This is a genomic window from Bradyrhizobium tropiciagri, from assembly GCF_018130545.1.
Taxonomy (GTDB): Bacteria; Pseudomonadota; Alphaproteobacteria; order Rhizobiales; family Xanthobacteraceae; genus Bradyrhizobium; species Bradyrhizobium tropiciagri_A.
Genome location: NZ_JAFCKF010000005.1, coordinates 259,694 through 273,945, shown reverse-complemented (window position 1 = coordinate 273,945; position 14,252 = coordinate 259,694). Strand labels below are relative to the sequence as shown.

At 64.9% G+C, this 14,252-nt stretch carries 11 protein-coding genes; 6 read left to right on the top strand and 5 right to left on the bottom strand.

Annotated features, from left to right (window positions below):
* Window positions 1-8 precede the first annotated feature (8 nt).
* The 4 genes from JQ616_RS22925 to JQ616_RS22910 are packed head-to-tail and all read left to right on the top strand — an operon-like array spanning window position 9 to window position 3,321.
* Entirely contained in the window at window positions 9-878 is an 870-nt protein-coding gene (locus tag JQ616_RS22925; protein WP_212018289.1) for a branched-chain amino acid ABC transporter permease, read from the top strand.
* Window positions 878-1,864, top strand: coding sequence for a branched-chain amino acid ABC transporter permease (locus JQ616_RS22920; protein WP_212018287.1), 987 nt, complete (start codon window positions 878-880; stop codon window positions 1,862-1,864). The genes JQ616_RS22925 and JQ616_RS22920 overlap by 1 nt, the downstream gene beginning before the upstream one ends.
* Before the next feature lie 10 nt (window positions 1,865-1,874).
* Window positions 1,875-2,624, top strand: a complete 750-nt coding sequence (locus JQ616_RS22915; protein ID WP_212018285.1) for an ABC transporter ATP-binding protein — start codon at window positions 1,875-1,877, stop codon at window positions 2,622-2,624.
* On the top strand, window positions 2,617-3,321 hold the full coding sequence (locus JQ616_RS22910; protein WP_212018283.1) for an ABC transporter ATP-binding protein: 705 nt from the start codon (window positions 2,617-2,619) through the stop codon (window positions 3,319-3,321). Before JQ616_RS22915 ends, JQ616_RS22910 begins: the two co-directional genes overlap by 8 nt.
* Window positions 3,322-3,431: 110 nt before the next feature.
* Here JQ616_RS22910 and JQ616_RS22905 read toward each other — a convergent pair whose 3' ends face one another.
* Together JQ616_RS22905 and JQ616_RS22900 are read right to left on the bottom strand one after the other, a co-directional pair.
* Entirely contained in the window at window positions 3,432-5,375 is a 1,944-nt protein-coding gene (locus tag JQ616_RS22905) for an alkyl/aryl-sulfatase (protein WP_212018281.1), read from the bottom strand.
* Between the two features lie 49 nt (window positions 5,376-5,424).
* Window positions 5,425-7,245: a flavin-containing monooxygenase gene (locus JQ616_RS22900; protein ID WP_212018279.1), complete on the bottom strand. Its 1,821-nt coding sequence runs from the start codon at window positions 7,243-7,245 to the stop codon at window positions 5,425-5,427.
* A 123-nt stretch (window positions 7,246-7,368) separates the two neighbouring features.
* On the opposite strand from JQ616_RS22900, the gene JQ616_RS22895 reads away from it, so the two are divergent.
* Window positions 7,369-8,157, top strand: a complete 789-nt coding sequence (locus JQ616_RS22895) for an IclR family transcriptional regulator (RefSeq protein ID WP_212018278.1) — start codon at window positions 7,369-7,371, stop codon at window positions 8,155-8,157.
* A 21-nt stretch (window positions 8,158-8,178) separates the two neighbouring features.
* On the opposite strand, the gene JQ616_RS22890 is transcribed toward JQ616_RS22895, so the two are convergent.
* From JQ616_RS22890 to JQ616_RS22880, 3 genes are read right to left on the bottom strand one after another with little or no spacing between them, the layout of a single operon-like run.
* On the bottom strand, window positions 8,179-9,282 hold the full coding sequence (locus JQ616_RS22890; protein WP_212018276.1) for an ABC transporter ATP-binding protein: 1,104 nt from the start codon (window positions 9,280-9,282) through the stop codon (window positions 8,179-8,181).
* Between the two features lie 15 nt (window positions 9,283-9,297).
* Window positions 9,298-10,323 carry an ABC transporter substrate-binding protein gene (locus tag JQ616_RS22885; protein WP_249137147.1) on the bottom strand — a complete coding sequence of 342 codons (1,026 nt, stop codon included), beginning with the start codon at window positions 10,321-10,323 and terminating at the stop codon, window positions 9,298-9,300.
* A gap of 24 nt (window positions 10,324-10,347) precedes the next feature.
* Window positions 10,348-12,090 carry an ABC transporter permease gene (locus JQ616_RS22880; RefSeq protein ID WP_212018274.1) on the bottom strand — a complete coding sequence of 581 codons (1,743 nt, stop codon included), beginning with the start codon at window positions 12,088-12,090 and terminating at the stop codon, window positions 10,348-10,350.
* A 651-nt stretch (window positions 12,091-12,741) separates the two neighbouring features.
* On the opposite strand from JQ616_RS22880, the gene JQ616_RS22875 reads away from it, so the two are divergent.
* A complete protein-coding gene (locus JQ616_RS22875; RefSeq protein ID WP_212018272.1) occupies window positions 12,742-14,139 on the top strand; it encodes an MFS transporter in 1,398 nt (465 codons plus the stop codon).
* Window positions 14,140-14,252 lie beyond the last annotated feature (113 nt).

Here is a 14,252-nt window from a genome sequence, read left to right as displayed (position 1 = left end):
CGGATCAGATGTGGGAGACACTGGCCCAGGCTGTGATCAACGGCCTGCTCATCGGCGGCATCTACGCGCTTGTCAGCATCGGCGTCACGCTGATCTTCGGCGTGGTCAAGATCGTGAATTTCGCACAGGGCGAGTTCGTGATGCTCGGGATGTATATCTCGTTCTTCCTCGCCACCCAGTTCGGCATCGATCCGCTGGTCTCGCTTGTGGTCTCGATGCCGGTGCTGTTCCTCGCCGGCGTCCTGATCCAGCATTTCCTGATCCGCAGGGTGCTCGGGCCGAACGACATGCCGCAGATCTTCCTGACCTTCGCGCTGTCGCTATTGCTGCTCAATCTCTCGCTGATGCTGTTCAGCGCCAACTACCGCACCGTCCACACGTCCTATTCCGATGAAGCGTGGCACATCGGCGGGCTGTACATTCCGGTGGCAAAGCTGATCGCCTTTGCAGTCGCGATGGCGCTCAGCGGCCTGCTCTGGGTGTTCCTGCACACCACCGATCTCGGCCGCGCGATGCGCGCAGCGTCGCAGAACCGCGACGTCGCGATGCTGATGGGGATCAATCCCAACCGCGTGTTCGCGGTCGCGTTCGGCACCGCGCTGGCGCTCGCGGGCGCCGCCGGTTCGCTGCTGATGCCGTTCTACTCGGCCTATCCGTTCGTCGGCCAGGTGTTCGTGCTGATGGCGTTCGTCGCGGTCGTGATGGGCACGCTCGGCAATGTGATGGGCGCGCTGGTCGCGAGCCTGATGATGGGCGTGGCGGAATCGCTCGGCATCCAGTTCGTCGGCGCCGATTCCGGCCTGATCGTGGTGTTCGGGCTGCTGCTGCTGACGCTTGCCTTCAGGCCGAGCGGCCTCGGCGCCAGGAGGGGCCGCTGATGCAGACCTCAGGCACCATGAAATGGCTGTGGCTGGCGATCGGGGCTGTCGTCATGCTCGCCTTGCCCCAGCTCGTCACCTCGTCGTTTGCGATCGATATCTTCATCCGCATTCTCTTGTTCTCCTTCATCGGCGTCGCCTGGAACCTGATGGGCGGCTATGCCAAGCAGCTGTCACTCGGGCACGCCGCCTATTTCGGGCTCGGCGCCTACACCTCGACCATCATGCAGGTGAACTACGGCATCTCGCCGTGGATCGGGATGGTCGCGGGCGGCGTGGTCGCAATGCTCGCGAGCCTGCCGATCGGTTGGCTCTGCTTCCGCCTACGCGGGCCCTACTTCACCATCGCGACGATCGCGACGGCGCAAGTATTGATGCTGATCTTCCTCAAATTCCGCGACTTCGCCTGGGGCGCCGAGGGCACCACGATTCCGAACCTCGGCAGCGCGCCGCTGATGATGCAGTTCGAGGAGAAGTCGTCCTATTACTACGTCGTGCTCGGCCTGCTCGTCGTCGGGCTCTGGATCACCCACAGGATCGAGAAATCCTGGATCGGCTACTATCTCGTCGCGATCGGCGAGGATGAGGACGCGGCCGAGGCGATCGGCGTCAACGCGCCGAAGGTCAAGCGCGACATCTACATGATCAGCGCCTTCCTGACTGCGCTCGCCGGCACCTTCTATACCCAGTACATCTACTTCATCGATCCGGCGACCGCGTTCAGCTTCAACGTCTCGATCGAGGCGGCGCTGGTGTCGATCGTCGGCGGCATCGGCACGCTGTGGGGGCCTGTGATCGGCACGGTGCTGCTGGAGACCACTTCGGCGCTGCTGCAAAGCTGGCTCGGCAGCTCGGTCGGCGGCATCCAGCTCACGGTCTACAGCCTGATCCTGATGGCGGTCATCCTGTGGCGGCCGACCGGGCTGATCGGGTTCGCGACCGACGTCTATCACCGCTATCTCCGGCGCAAGCCGGCGCGTGCCTGAGGCAGTGGCGATGGCAGAAGCACTGGTCATCAAGGGTCTCAGCAAGCGCTTCGGCGGCCTGCGCGCCGTGCAGGACGTCAGCTTCACCGTGCAAGAGAACGAAACGGTCGCACTGATCGGGCCGAACGGCGCCGGCAAGACCACGAGCTTTCATTTGATCACGGGATTTCACCGCCCGGACTCCGGCTCGGTGCTCGCCTTTGGCCAGGAGGTCGTGGGGCTCAAGCCGCACGATGTCTGCGCGCTCGGGATGGCCCGCACGTTCCAGGTTGCAAAACCGTTCGGCGCGATGACGGTGCTTGCCAATGTGATGACCGGCGCCTTCCTGCGTGACCGCCACGTCGCCGCCGCGCAAAAGAAGGCGCGCGAGGCGATCGAGTTCGTCGGCCTCGGCCCCAAGGAGCAGATACCGGCCAAGGACCTCACCACCATCGACCAGCGCCGCCTCGAGATGGCCCGCGCGCTGGCGACGCAGCCGAGGATCCTGCTGCTCGACGAGGTGATGGCCGGACTCAACCCGGCCGAGATCGACCAGGCGGTGGCGCTGGTGAAAAAACTCTCCGCCAGCGGCCTGACCATCGTGATCGTCGAGCACGTGATGCGCGCGATCATGGCGGTGGCCCGCCACATCGTGGTGCTCGACCACGGCCAGAAGATCGCCGAGGGCGCGCCGAAGGAGATCGTGGAGAACCCAGAGGTGATCCGCGCCTATCTCGGCTCCTACGTGCATCCGCCGGCGCAGGGAGACGCCCATGCTTGAGCTCTCCGGCGTCAGCGCGAGCTACGGCTCGGTCCCCGCCATCACCAATGTCAGCATCTCCATTGGCGAAGGCGAAGCCGTCGGCTTGTTAGGAGCCAACGGCGCCGGCAAGAGCACAACGCTGCGCGCGGTCTCCGGCCTCGTCAGACTGTTCGGAGGCAAGGTCACGTTCGACGGCGTCGACCTCGCCACGCTGCCGCCGTACCGGATCCCGGAGCTCGGCATCGCGCATGTCCCGGAAGGCCGCCAGGTGTTTCCGGAAATGACCGTGCAGGAGAACCTCGAGATCGGCGCCTATACGCCGAAGGCCAAGGCGGATCGGGCGCGCACGATGGAGCTCGTCTTCAGCATCTTCCCGCGGCTCGCCGACCGCAGGAAGCAGCTTGCCGGCACCATGAGCGGCGGCGAGCAGCAGATGGTCGCGGTCGGCCGCGGGCTGATGCTGAAGCCGCGCCTCTTGATGCTGGACGAGCCCTCGCTCGGCCTGGCGCCGGTCATGACCGACGTCACCTTCGAGAAGATCGGCGAGATCCACAAGATGGGCACAGCGATCCTGCTGGTCGAGCAGAATGTCAGCCGCGCGCTGTCACTGGTGCAGCGCGCCTACGTGCTGGAAAGCGGCAACGTGATCATGCAGGGCTCGAGCGCCGAGCTCGCCGACAACAAGCAGGTGCAGGCGGCGTATCTCGGGATTTGAGATACGAGTGAAATTCGTAGGGTGGGCAAAAGCGCAAGCGTGCCCACCACAGCGAGCACGACATGGATGGTGGGCACGGCGCTTCGCGCCTTTGCCCACCCTACGCGGCCTTACGTCACCACCGTCCGCTTTGGCTCGACGATCTCGAACATCCGCGGGAATTCATCCATCAGCATCATCAATTCGCCGAGCCGCAGCGGCTCGCCTGTTACCTTGACTTTCCCGGCGCCGACGGCGTCCGGGAACGTGGTCAGCTTGGCGATGACCTCATCGAGTACGCTGCGCGCCAGCGTGAAGCTCGCATGCGCATCGGCGGCCTGCGCGCCCGCAACGTAAGTCAGCGCCGAATTCTCGAGATTGAGGACAAAGGTCTCACCGGTGTCGGTAAAGCTCCAGTTCAGGACGATGCGCTTGCCTTCGGCCTTGGGGCCGTTGAGGCGGACGCCGAGCACGTCCCAGAGCTGCTCGGTGCGCAGCGCTGCCAGCGTCTCGCGCGGCATTGGCGAGCGGGGCGGAGTCTTCGGCATGCCTTGCCGCAGCTCCTGCGCGCCGAACAGATAGGCGTTGCGCCAGGTCGAACTTTCGGCGGCGTAGCCGAGCTGCTCGAACGTATCGGCCAGCAGCGCGCGGGCAGCCTGATTGTCCGGCTCGGCGAACACGAGATGGCTGACGGCTTGCGCCACGAAGCGGAATTCGCCCTTGGCGAAGTCGCCGGCAGCGCGTTTCAGGATCGCATCGGCACCGCCCATATACTCGACATACTTCTTGCCGGCCTCGACCGGCGGCAAGGCATCGAGATTGACCGGATTGGCGTCGTACCAACCAAGATACTTCTGGTAGATCGCCTTCACATTGTGCCTGATGTGGCCGTAATAGCCGCGGCCGTGCCAGGCGCCCTCGAGACTCTGCGGCAGCCGGATCGTCTCCGCGATCTCGGCCGCGTTGAGCCCGTGGTTCATCAGCCGGATGGTCTGATCGTGCGCGTATTTATAGAGATCGCGCTGCTCGCGGATCATGGTGTCGATCCGCTCGCGCCCCCACACCGGCCAGTGGTGCTGGCCGCACATCGCCTCGGCCTTGCCGCCCCACATCTGCAAGGCTTCGCCGAGATATTTCGACCACGCCAGCGCGTCGCGCACGTCGGCGCCGCGGAACGGCAGCAGGTTGTGGAAATTGTGCGTGCAGTTTTCCGCGAGGTTCAGGAGCTTGTAGCGTGGGATGAAGAAATGCATCTCCGCCGGCGCCTCGCTGTTCGGCGCCATCTGGAATTCGAACTCGACGCCGTCGATCACGCGCTTGTCGCCGGTCGCGATGATCAGATCGGACGGTCGCAGCAACGCGACGCCGCCCGCCGCCATGGTCTTGCCGAGGCCGCAATCGACATGGCCGCGCACGCCCTTGGCGAGGAACGGCCCGAACTGGTACTGCGCGCGGCGCAGCATCGCGGGTCCCGCGATGATGTTCTCGGAGACCGCGTGCTCCATGAAGAAGTTCGGTGCGATGATCGGCACGCCCGCCGCCAGCATGGCATCGTCGAGCACACCGCGGGCGCCGCCCCAATGGTCGGTGTGGGTGTGGGTGAAGATCACGGCGGCGACCGGCCGCTTGCCGCGATGCTGGAAGTACAATTCCATCGCGGCGCGCGCGCCCTCGATCGAGGTCAGCGTGTCGACCACGATGACCCCCTTGTCCCCCTCGATCAGCGTCATGTTGGCGATGTCGAGGCCGCGCACCTGGTAAACGCCCGGCACCACCTCGAACAGGCCGTGATGCATATTGAGCCGCGACTGCCGCCACAGGCTCGGATCGACGGTCGCGGGCGCTTTCTCGTCGGACAGGAAGCCGTAAGGCTCGAGGCTCCAGACCACCCTGCCCTGCGCCGAGGTGACGCGCGCATTCTCGATGGTGCCGAGGAAGCCGCGTGCGGCGTCGTCGAAATCCCTGGCGTCGGCGAACGGCAGCGCCTTCAGCGTCGCCTCGTGCTGCGCGATGACCGGCGCGGATGCCGCCTTTGGACCTTGAGGCGACGTTTCACCTGCATTTGTCTGGGTCATTGCTCAAGCACTCCTCGTCAGACGGTCATCGGTTTCGATCGTGCGTCGCTCAGCGGAACTGCACGCCTTCGAACTGGCCGTTGCTGCGCCAGCCGTCGATATATTTGAAGTAGGCCAATGCACCGGCCGGATAACCCACATTGAGCTTGGCCGCAGGCCCCGGCTCGCGTCCCTCATTGTTGTAATAGCCGGGCGTGCAATCGGGGCCACCGATCATCCGGCCGACCGCAGTCAACAGCAGCTCGACCCAGCGATCCTCGGCTTCCTTGCTGACCTCGATTTCCTTGAGGCCGTTGTCCTGCGCATGCGCGACCATCAGCGCGATGGTCCGCGCCGCTTCGGTCAGATTGTGCGGCACGTTGGAGATCAGATTGGCGCCCTGCGTCGGCTGCACGAAGAACACGTTGGGGAAGCCGTGCACGTGGATACCGTGCTTGCTGCGCATGCCCTGCGCCCAGTGCTCCGACAGCTTGATGCCGCCGCGGCCGGTCAGATCGAAGCCGGCGCGGCGCTTGTACTCGGTGCCGACCTCGAAGCCGGACGCATAGATGATGCAGTCGAGCTTGTATTCCTTGCCCGCGACGACGATGCCGTTCTCGGTGATCTCCTCGACGCCCTTGCCGTCGGTATCGACCAGATGGGTACCAGGGGTGTTGAATGCCTGAAGATAGGCGTCGTGGAAGCACGGCCGCTTGCAGAGCTGGCCGTACCAGGCCTTGAGATCCCTGGCCGTCTTGGGATCGCCCACGATGGTGTCGACCCGGTTGCGGATCTCCTCCATCTTCTCGAAGTCGGAATCCTCGAACACCGCCCGCATATTCTCCACGGTGCGCTGCTCGCGCGGCAGCAGCATCACCTTGGCGCGGATCCGCTTCGACAGATCGGTCCAGCCGTCCTGCACCAGATCTTCCTCGGCCGATCCGCCGGCCTGGTTGGCGGTGAAATTCTCCAGCCAGCGCTGTTGCCAGCCCGGCGTCGCGATATCGGCAAACCAGGCGGGATCGATCGGGCCGTTGCCGCGCACGTCGACCGACGACGGCGTGCGCTGGAACACGTAGAGCTCCTTGCAGGCTCGCGCGAGGTGCGGAATGCACTGGACCGACGTCGCGCCGGTGCCGATGATGCCGACGCGCTTGTCGGCAAGCTTATCCATCAGCGCGCCCGCAGGGTTACCGCCGGTGTAGTCGTAATCCCAGCGGCTGGTGTGGAACGAGTGGCCCTTGAAGCGCTCGATGCCGGGAATCCCGGGCAGCTTCGGCACATGCAGCGGCCCGGTGCCGATGCCGACATATTGCGCGGTGAAGGCATCGCCTCGGGTGGTGCGGATGATCCAGCGCGATTGCGACGCGTCCCAATCAAGGCTCGTCACCTCGGTGTGAAACAGCGCGTTGTCATAGAGATTGAACTGCCTGCCGATCCGTTGGCAATGCGCCAGGATTTCCGGCGCATGCGCGTATTTCTCCGACGGCATGTGGCCGGTTTCTTCGAGCAGCGGCATGTAGACCATCGACGCGGTGTCGCATTGCGCGCCGGGATACCGGTTCCAGTACCAGGTGCCGCCGAAATCGCCGCCCTTCTCGACAATGCGGACATCCTTGACCCCGGCCTCGGTCAGCCGTGCCGCGGTGGCGAGCCCGGCAAAGCCGCCGCCGATGAAGGCGAAGGTGACGTGGTCGGTCTTCGGCCCGCGCTCGACAACCGGCGTGTAGGGATCGTCGAGATAATGCGCGAGCTGGCCCTTGATCTGGAGATACTGGTCATTGCCGTCCGCGCGCAGCCGCTTGTTGCGCTCCTGCTGATACTTCAGACGCAGCCGCTCCTTGTCGATCGCGGAGGGATTCGCGTCTCGGGCTTGCTCGGTCATCGTCATCGGCGGGCGCCTCGCTCCAGCGGTTCTTTGTCCTTATTTCCCGCAGATAAACCGATATCGACACGATTTGCAAATTCATTCCGATATATTGACAAAACAAGCCATCCGAGACCAATATTCCGTATGACAGCATCTTCCCCTGCCGAAATTCAGGCGGATCCGTCCTTTGCGACCACTCTGGCGCATGGGCTCGACGTGCTGGCGGCATTCCGCCGCCACCCCGGGTCGCTATCGAATGCCGAGCTCGCGCTGCACACCGGGCTGTCGCGGCCGACGGTGTCGCGGCTGACCTACACGCTTGAGCAGCTCGGCTATCTCAGGCGCGACGCCAAGGGCCGCTTCGTGCTCGGGCTCGGCGCGCTCGCTGCCGCCTATCCCGTGCTGTCGGCGCTGAAGGTGCGCCAGCTCGCCCGTCCGCTGATGCGCGACTTCGCGACCTATGCCGGCGGCACGGTGTCGATCGCGATGCCGTTCGGGATCGACTTCATCTATGTCGAGACGCTGCGCACGACGGACACCGCGCCACATGTGCCCGACGTCGGCTTCGTCAGCACCCTGGCTCCGACCGCGGTCGGGCGCGCGCTGCTGTCATTGTTCACCGAGGACGAGCTCGGCGGCTATGTCGCGCGCGTCAAGGCCGAGCGCCCCGACGAGTTCGATTACGTACAGAAGCGCACCTTGCCGGACGTCGAATTGTGCCGCGAGCGCGGCTTTGCCGTCTCGCTCGGCGAATGGCGGCGCGAGATCTTCGGCGTTGCCGCCCCGCTCTATCGCACGCCGAGCGGCGAATGTCTGTCGGTCAATTGTGGCGTTCCGTCCTACCGCTTCAGCGCCGAGCAGATCGAACGCGAATGCGGCCCGCGCATCCTTGGCCTCGCGCGAAGCATCCGCGCGCTGGTGGAGGAAGGCTAGCCGGCGCATCGGGCAGCACGGCTAGTCCTGCAACGCCGTCCCAGTATCGCGATAGGCCCACAGGCATTCACGCGGCAAGGCGACCTGTGCCTCGACGCCGACCTGATGCCGCGCGGCGGTGCCGAGCTCGATCGCTTCCAGCCGCTTGCCGAACAGCTCGAGCCCGTAGGCGGTCTGCGTGCCCTGATAGCGGCGGTCGAGCACCTTTGCCGAGAATGTATTGGCGCCATCGGGCCGGCCGATCGCGATATTCTCGGGCCGCAGCGCGACGCGCACTTTCTCGTCAGGCGTAAGCGGCTGGAACAGGGCGACCTCGCCTCGCCGGCCGTCGCCGAAATCGACCGTGCCATATCCATCGTTGCAGGCGACAAGCCGGCCGGCAAGCTCGTTGATGGCGCCGGTGAAATTGGCGACGAACAGATCGGCCGGACGGTTGTAGATCACGTCGGGTGTGTCCATCTGCAACAGCTTGCCGTCGCGCATCACGCCGATCCGGTCACCAAGCACGACCGCCTCGGCCTGATCATGGGTGACATAGAGCGCGGTCATCCCGGTCTGCTTGAGGATGACGCGAAGGTCGTCGCGCAGCCGCAGGCGCAATTTGGCATCGAGGTTCGACAGCGGCTCGTCGAGCAACAAGAGTTGCGGCCGGTACACCATGCTGCGCGCCAGCGCGACGCGCTGCATCTGTCCGCCGGACAGCGCCACCACCGGCCGGTCGGCATAGTCGGACAGACCGACCAATTCCAGCGCCTCCTCGACCATGCGGGCGGCATCGGTGCGTCCGACCGTGCGGTGCTTCAGCGGATAGCTCACGTTCTGCCGCACCGTCATATGCGGCCATACCGCATAGGACTGGAACACCATGCCGAGATTACGCGCGCGCGGCGGCACCAGGATGCCGCGCGCCGGCGACGACACCACGCGCCCGGAAATGCTGATCTCGCCGCCAGTCGGATGCTCGAGCCCGGCGACGCAGCGCAGGGTCGTGGTCTTGCCGCAGCCGGATGGTCCGAGCAGCACCACGATCTCGCCGGCCGGCACGCCAAAGCTGACACCGTCGACCGCCGGACGGCCGATCGCAAACTGCTTCCTGAGATCGCTGACCTCGAGCGTTGCCGTCATCGCCTGCCTCGCCGCCTATTGCCGGTAACCGAACGTCTTGTCCCACTCCGCCACCCACGCCGCATGCAGCTTCACATACTCGTCGAACTTCGGGTACCAGAGCTTGACCACCTTGGGATCGAACCCCTCCGGATATGCCGGCGGATCCTTCAAGGAGGTGAGATTGCCGAGTTCCTTGATCATGAAGGTCTGTCCTTCCTTCGACAGACACCAGTTCAAAAACAGTTTTGCCGCATTGGGATGCGCTGCCGTCTTCGGAATGCCGCTTGCATAGGGATTTACCGGAGATCCCTCCGGCGGAAAGAAGATCTCGATCGGCGCGCCGTCCTTCTTCTTCTGGTAGATCACGTTGTAGAGCAGCGGCGCGATCGCGATCTCGCCGCGCACCAGCGCATCGGCCGTCGGCGCGCCGGAGGGATATAGCACGGGGTGGGTCGCGGCCTGCTTGGCCCAGTAATCCTCACCGAGCACCTGGCGCTCGAACATGATCCGCGTCCACGTGGTGCCGCCGGACTGCGCGAACACCTGCCCGATCAGCTTGTCATATTGCGGCTTGGTCAGATCCATCCAGGATTTCGGTGGGTCCTTCACAAGCTCGGTGTTGTAGCCGATCGACCATGCGATCGTGGCGCGCGGCCAAAGCTTCGGCGAGATCAGCGCGTCCTTGCTGTAGTCGGCCGCATTCGGCGGCGCGTAGTCCTGGAACAGATCCTCGAGCGGCTGCATCAGCGCGCGATCGGAGTGGTCGACGACATCAGCGATCAGCTTGCCGGCAGCGGCCTCCGTTTTCACACGGGTGATGAGCTGGCCACCGGGCGCGCGGACCATTTCGACGTTGATCTCGGGAAAGCGCTTGTTGAAAGCCTTGATCACCTGCTGCTCGATCTCGGCGAAGTTCGCGGTGTAGAACACGAGCTTGCCTTCGGCCTTGGCCGCCGCGATCAGCTCTGCCGATCCGAATTCCTGTGCCCGCGCGGCCGGTGCCAGCGCAAGCGCTGCAACGCCCGTCAAGGCCATTGTGGTGAAGGTTCGTCTATCCATCGCCCATCCCTCCCTCATTTACTATTATCCGGTCCGCGCCACGTTGCCTTGCGCCGCCCCGCGCGACAGCCAGTTGGCGCCGCCGATCAGGACACCAAGCAGCACGGTCTGCACCAGGCTGAAGGCCGCGGTCTTTCCGATATTGCCGCCCTCGTAATAGTCGAGCAGCAGCACCGACATCACCATGGTGTTGCTGGTGTAGAGAAACAACGACGAGCCGAGCTCGCGGATCGCCAGCACGAACAGCAGCGTCATTGACGCCAGCACGCCCGGCCGCGCCAGCGGCAGCACGATCGACGTGATGGTGCCGAGCATGCCGCGGCCGCAAACCCAGGCGGCCTCCTCGAGCTCGCGATGGATCTGCAGGAACGAGGTCGACAGCGCCTTCACCGTGTCGGGCATGAAGCGCGCGATGAAGGCGAGCGCCAGAATCCAGATCGTGCCGTAGAGCCCGCCGGGCACGCCGATCCAGGCCCAGAGATAGGCCACGCCGACCACGAGCCCGGGAATCGCGACCGGCAGCGTCGAGATCAGGTCGATGGCGCCGCGCCCGGCGACGCGGGTGCGATGGATGGTGTAGCCGATCGCAAAGGCGAGCGCGCCACCGACAACCGCCGTGATGATTCCGACCTCGAGCGCGTTGTAGATCGACTTCAAGGTCAGCGGATTGTCGAAGATACTCTCGAAATGCATCAGCGAGTATTGCCGCATGTCGAAGAGAGCAGCGGCGTCGCGGATGAACATGAACTTGCGGAACGCCGCGACGATCAGCGCCAGCGACGGCAGCACCACCACGATGAGGAGATAGATGACACCGACGGCGAAGGTCAACCAGCGCCACGGCCCGAGATCGAGGCTGCGCGGCCGGAACGCCTTGCCGGCGACGGTCGTGTAGCTGCGCCCGCTGAGCAGCTTCTGCTGCAGATAGACCAAGAGCCCCGTGACCACCATCAGGATGATCGCGACCGCGGCGGCGGTGTTGTAGAGCGGCGGCGACCAGTTGGTGAGCTTGAAGATATAGGTCGTGAGCACGCTCAAATTGGTCGGCGCGCCGAGCACGGCCGGGATGCCGTAGATGCCGAGCATCACGATGAACGACAGCAGCATGCCCGAGACGATCGCCGGCATGATCAGCGGGAACGTGACCGTGAACAGCGTCGCGAACGCACTGGCGCCCGAGATTTCCGCGGCCTCCTCCAGGCTCGGGTCCATGTTACGCAACGCCGAGGAGGTGAACATGTAGACATAAGGCGCGTAGTAGATGCCGAACACGAACACCAGGCCCCACATCGAATAGAGATCGATGCGCAGGTCCGATCCCATCCACTTGAACATCGTGTTGATCAGGCCGGTCTTCGGCGAGCCGAGGATGGCCCAGGCGACGCCGGCCACCAGCGGCGGGGCGAACAGCGGCAGGATGCTGGCCGCGGCGATGAAGCCTTTGAACGGCGTATTGGTGCGAACCACGATCCAGGAGAACAAGAGCCCGATCACGACCGCGATCAGCGTGCCGCCGCCGCAGGCGATCAGCGTATTGAGCAGCGCTTCGCCGACATTCGGATTGGCCAGCACCGCGAGGAAATTGGCGATCGACAGGTGACTCAGGCTGAGACGGATGCCGTCGACCACCGGATTGGTGTCGGTGAGCGCGCCGAGCAGCAGCATGAAGACGGGATAGATCACCAGGAAGGTGAGGATCGCCAGCAACGTTGCGACCCAGAGACCGGTGAGCGTGCGGCGCCGGCTTCCCTCGCCGGCGCTTCGCATGGCTTCGCTGCGCCGGTCGCTCGGTCCGTGCAATGCGCGCTTCCCCTAGTTGCGGCGCGATCTGACGTCGCGCCTGCTCGTATGCCAAGCGTAGTCGATCGCGACTGTGACGCAAGCTATCCGAAAGTCGCCTGCGTGCGGTTGTGTGACACATTGCGGGAACATGAATTCGGAATGATCGCGCTCACGCGCCGCCCCCACCGCTGTCGTCCCTGCGAAAGCAGGGACCCATATGCCGCGGCGGTTGTTGTGAACGGGACTCGTCGTCCCAGCTTCGTTCAACAATGACCATTTGTGGTTATGGGTCCCTGCTTTCGCAGGGACGACAATGAGGACGGGTCTCGATTCATCATCTCAATCAGGCGGCGTCATCACCCGCGAAATCGGGTGATCCAGTATTCCAGAGACAGCAGTGCTTGAGCCGAGCGGCCGCGGCGTACTGGATCGCCCGATCGAGCCGGACGCTGACGGGCTTGGGTGGGGACGTAGTCTCGCATCTCGCGACATGAATCGTCCTTCCGCCGCGACCGCCCCTGGCCACAAGCTGCCGGCGCGCCCCGGCAAGGCCACTTCGCATACGCATCATGCAATGGCGCGACTGGGGAACGGGAAAACGGCGTAGTACATGGCGGCCTGGAGACATTTTCAGGCATGCTCGAGAAGACCCCGACCACCGCGGCAGCGGCGCCGATCACCGATGGATTGCCCTGGGAGACCCGGCGCTGGGCGGTGGCCGCGATCTTCACGGCGCTGGCGATGGCCTCGCTCGACACCGCGATCGCCAATATCGCGCTGCCGGCGATCGCCAGCGATCTGCATGTCAGCCCTGCGGAAGTGGTCTGGGTCGTCAACGTCTATCAGATCGCCCTGGTCGCAACCTTGCTGCCGCTCGGCGCGCTCGGCGAGATCGTCGGCCACCAGCGAATCTATCTCGGTGGCCTGCTGCTGTTCACGTTGGCGTCACTTGGCTGCGCGCTAGCATGGTCGCTACCGAGCCTGTTGGTCGCGCGGACGCTACAGGGTCTCGGCGCCAGCGGCCTGATGAGCGTCAATACCGCGCTGGTGCGGTTCGTCTATCCGAGCCGGATGCACGGCCGCGGCTTCGGGCACAATGCACTCGTGGTCGCGACCGCCTTTACGCTCGGGCCGACGATCGCTTCCGGCATCCTCGCGCTCGGGACCTGGCCCTGGCTGTTCGCCGTGAACATTCCCTTTGGCGTCATCGCTGTGCTGATCGGCATGAAGACGTTGCCGAAGACGCCGCGCGCCACCCACGCCTTCGACTTCACCGGCGCGGCGCTCGCCTGCGCCTGCCTCGGCCTGTTCATCATCGGCATCGGCAGTGCCGCCCACAAGGCCGCGCCTGCGCTGGTCATCGCGGAGCTTGTCGGCGCGTTGCTGTTGGGCTGGATCCTGACCCGGCGGCATGCCGATCACCCGGCGCCGATGCTGCCGATCGACCTGTTCCGCCGGCCGATCTTCGCGCTGTCGGCCGCGACCGCGGTCTGCTCATTCGCTGTGCAGGGCCTCGCCTTCGTGTCGCTGCCATTCTACTTCGAGGACATCCTGCACCGCTCGCAGGTCGAGACCGGCTTCTTCATGACGCCGTGGCCGCTGGTGGTCGCCTTCATGGCGCCGATCGGCGGCCGGCTGTCGGATCGCTATCCGGCCGGCATCCTCGGCGGCATCGGCATGCTGCTGCTGGGGCTCGGTATGGTGCTGCTCGCCACGCTGCCGACGGAGCCCAGCGTCGCCAACATCGTCTGGCGCACGATGATCTGCGGCATCGGCTTCGGCTTCTTCCAGACCCCCAACATGAAGGCGATCATGTCGAGCGCGCCGTCGCATCGCAGCGGCAGCGCCAGCGGCATCGTCGCGACCGCGCGGCTGACCGGGCAGACCACCGGCGCCGCCCTCGCTGCGCTCTGCTTCGCATTGGCCGACCGCGAGGGCGCCACCGTGGCCCTGGCGCTGGGTGCCGGATTTGCCGCGCTCGGCAGCGTCATGAGCTTCCTGCGCCTCGCGGTTGCCTCACCGCAAAAGACATGACAGGCATGTCGCGCGCGAGGGCGTGACCAAACACCGCGCGATCGACTTTCTTCCGCGCTGCAAACGCGTTTTCTTGATTTGAAACGTTCCAGTTTCAGGGCCAACATCGCATC

Bases quoted from the DNA above. Each gene is read 5' to 3' on its own strand.
- JQ616_RS22925 (WP_212018289.1), top strand. From the start codon at position 9: ATGTGGGAGACACTGGCCCAGGCTGTGATCAACGGCCTGCTCATCGGC.
- JQ616_RS22920 (WP_212018287.1), top strand. From the start codon at position 878: ATGCAGACCTCAGGCACCATGAAATGGCTGTGGCTGGCGATCGGGGCT.
- JQ616_RS22915 (WP_212018285.1), top strand. From the start codon at position 1,875: ATGGCAGAAGCACTGGTCATCAAGGGTCTCAGCAAGCGCTTCGGCGGC.
- JQ616_RS22910 (WP_212018283.1), top strand. From the start codon at position 2,617: ATGCTTGAGCTCTCCGGCGTCAGCGCGAGCTACGGCTCGGTCCCCGCC.
- JQ616_RS22905 (WP_212018281.1), bottom strand. From the start codon at position 5,375: ATGACCCAGACAAATGCAGGTGAAACGTCGCCTCAAGGTCCAAAGGCG.
- JQ616_RS22900 (WP_212018279.1), bottom strand. From the start codon at position 7,245: ATGACGATGACCGAGCAAGCCCGAGACGCGAATCCCTCCGCGATCGAC.
- JQ616_RS22895 (WP_212018278.1), top strand. From the start codon at position 7,369: ATGACAGCATCTTCCCCTGCCGAAATTCAGGCGGATCCGTCCTTTGCG.
- JQ616_RS22890 (WP_212018276.1), bottom strand. From the start codon at position 9,282: ATGACGGCAACGCTCGAGGTCAGCGATCTCAGGAAGCAGTTTGCGATC.
- JQ616_RS22885 (WP_249137147.1), bottom strand. From the start codon at position 10,323: ATGGATAGACGAACCTTCACCACAATGGCCTTGACGGGCGTTGCAGCG.
- JQ616_RS22880 (WP_212018274.1), bottom strand. From the start codon at position 12,090: ATGCGAAGCGCCGGCGAGGGAAGCCGGCGCCGCACGCTCACCGGTCTC.
- JQ616_RS22875 (WP_212018272.1), top strand. From the start codon at position 12,742: ATGCTCGAGAAGACCCCGACCACCGCGGCAGCGGCGCCGATCACCGAT.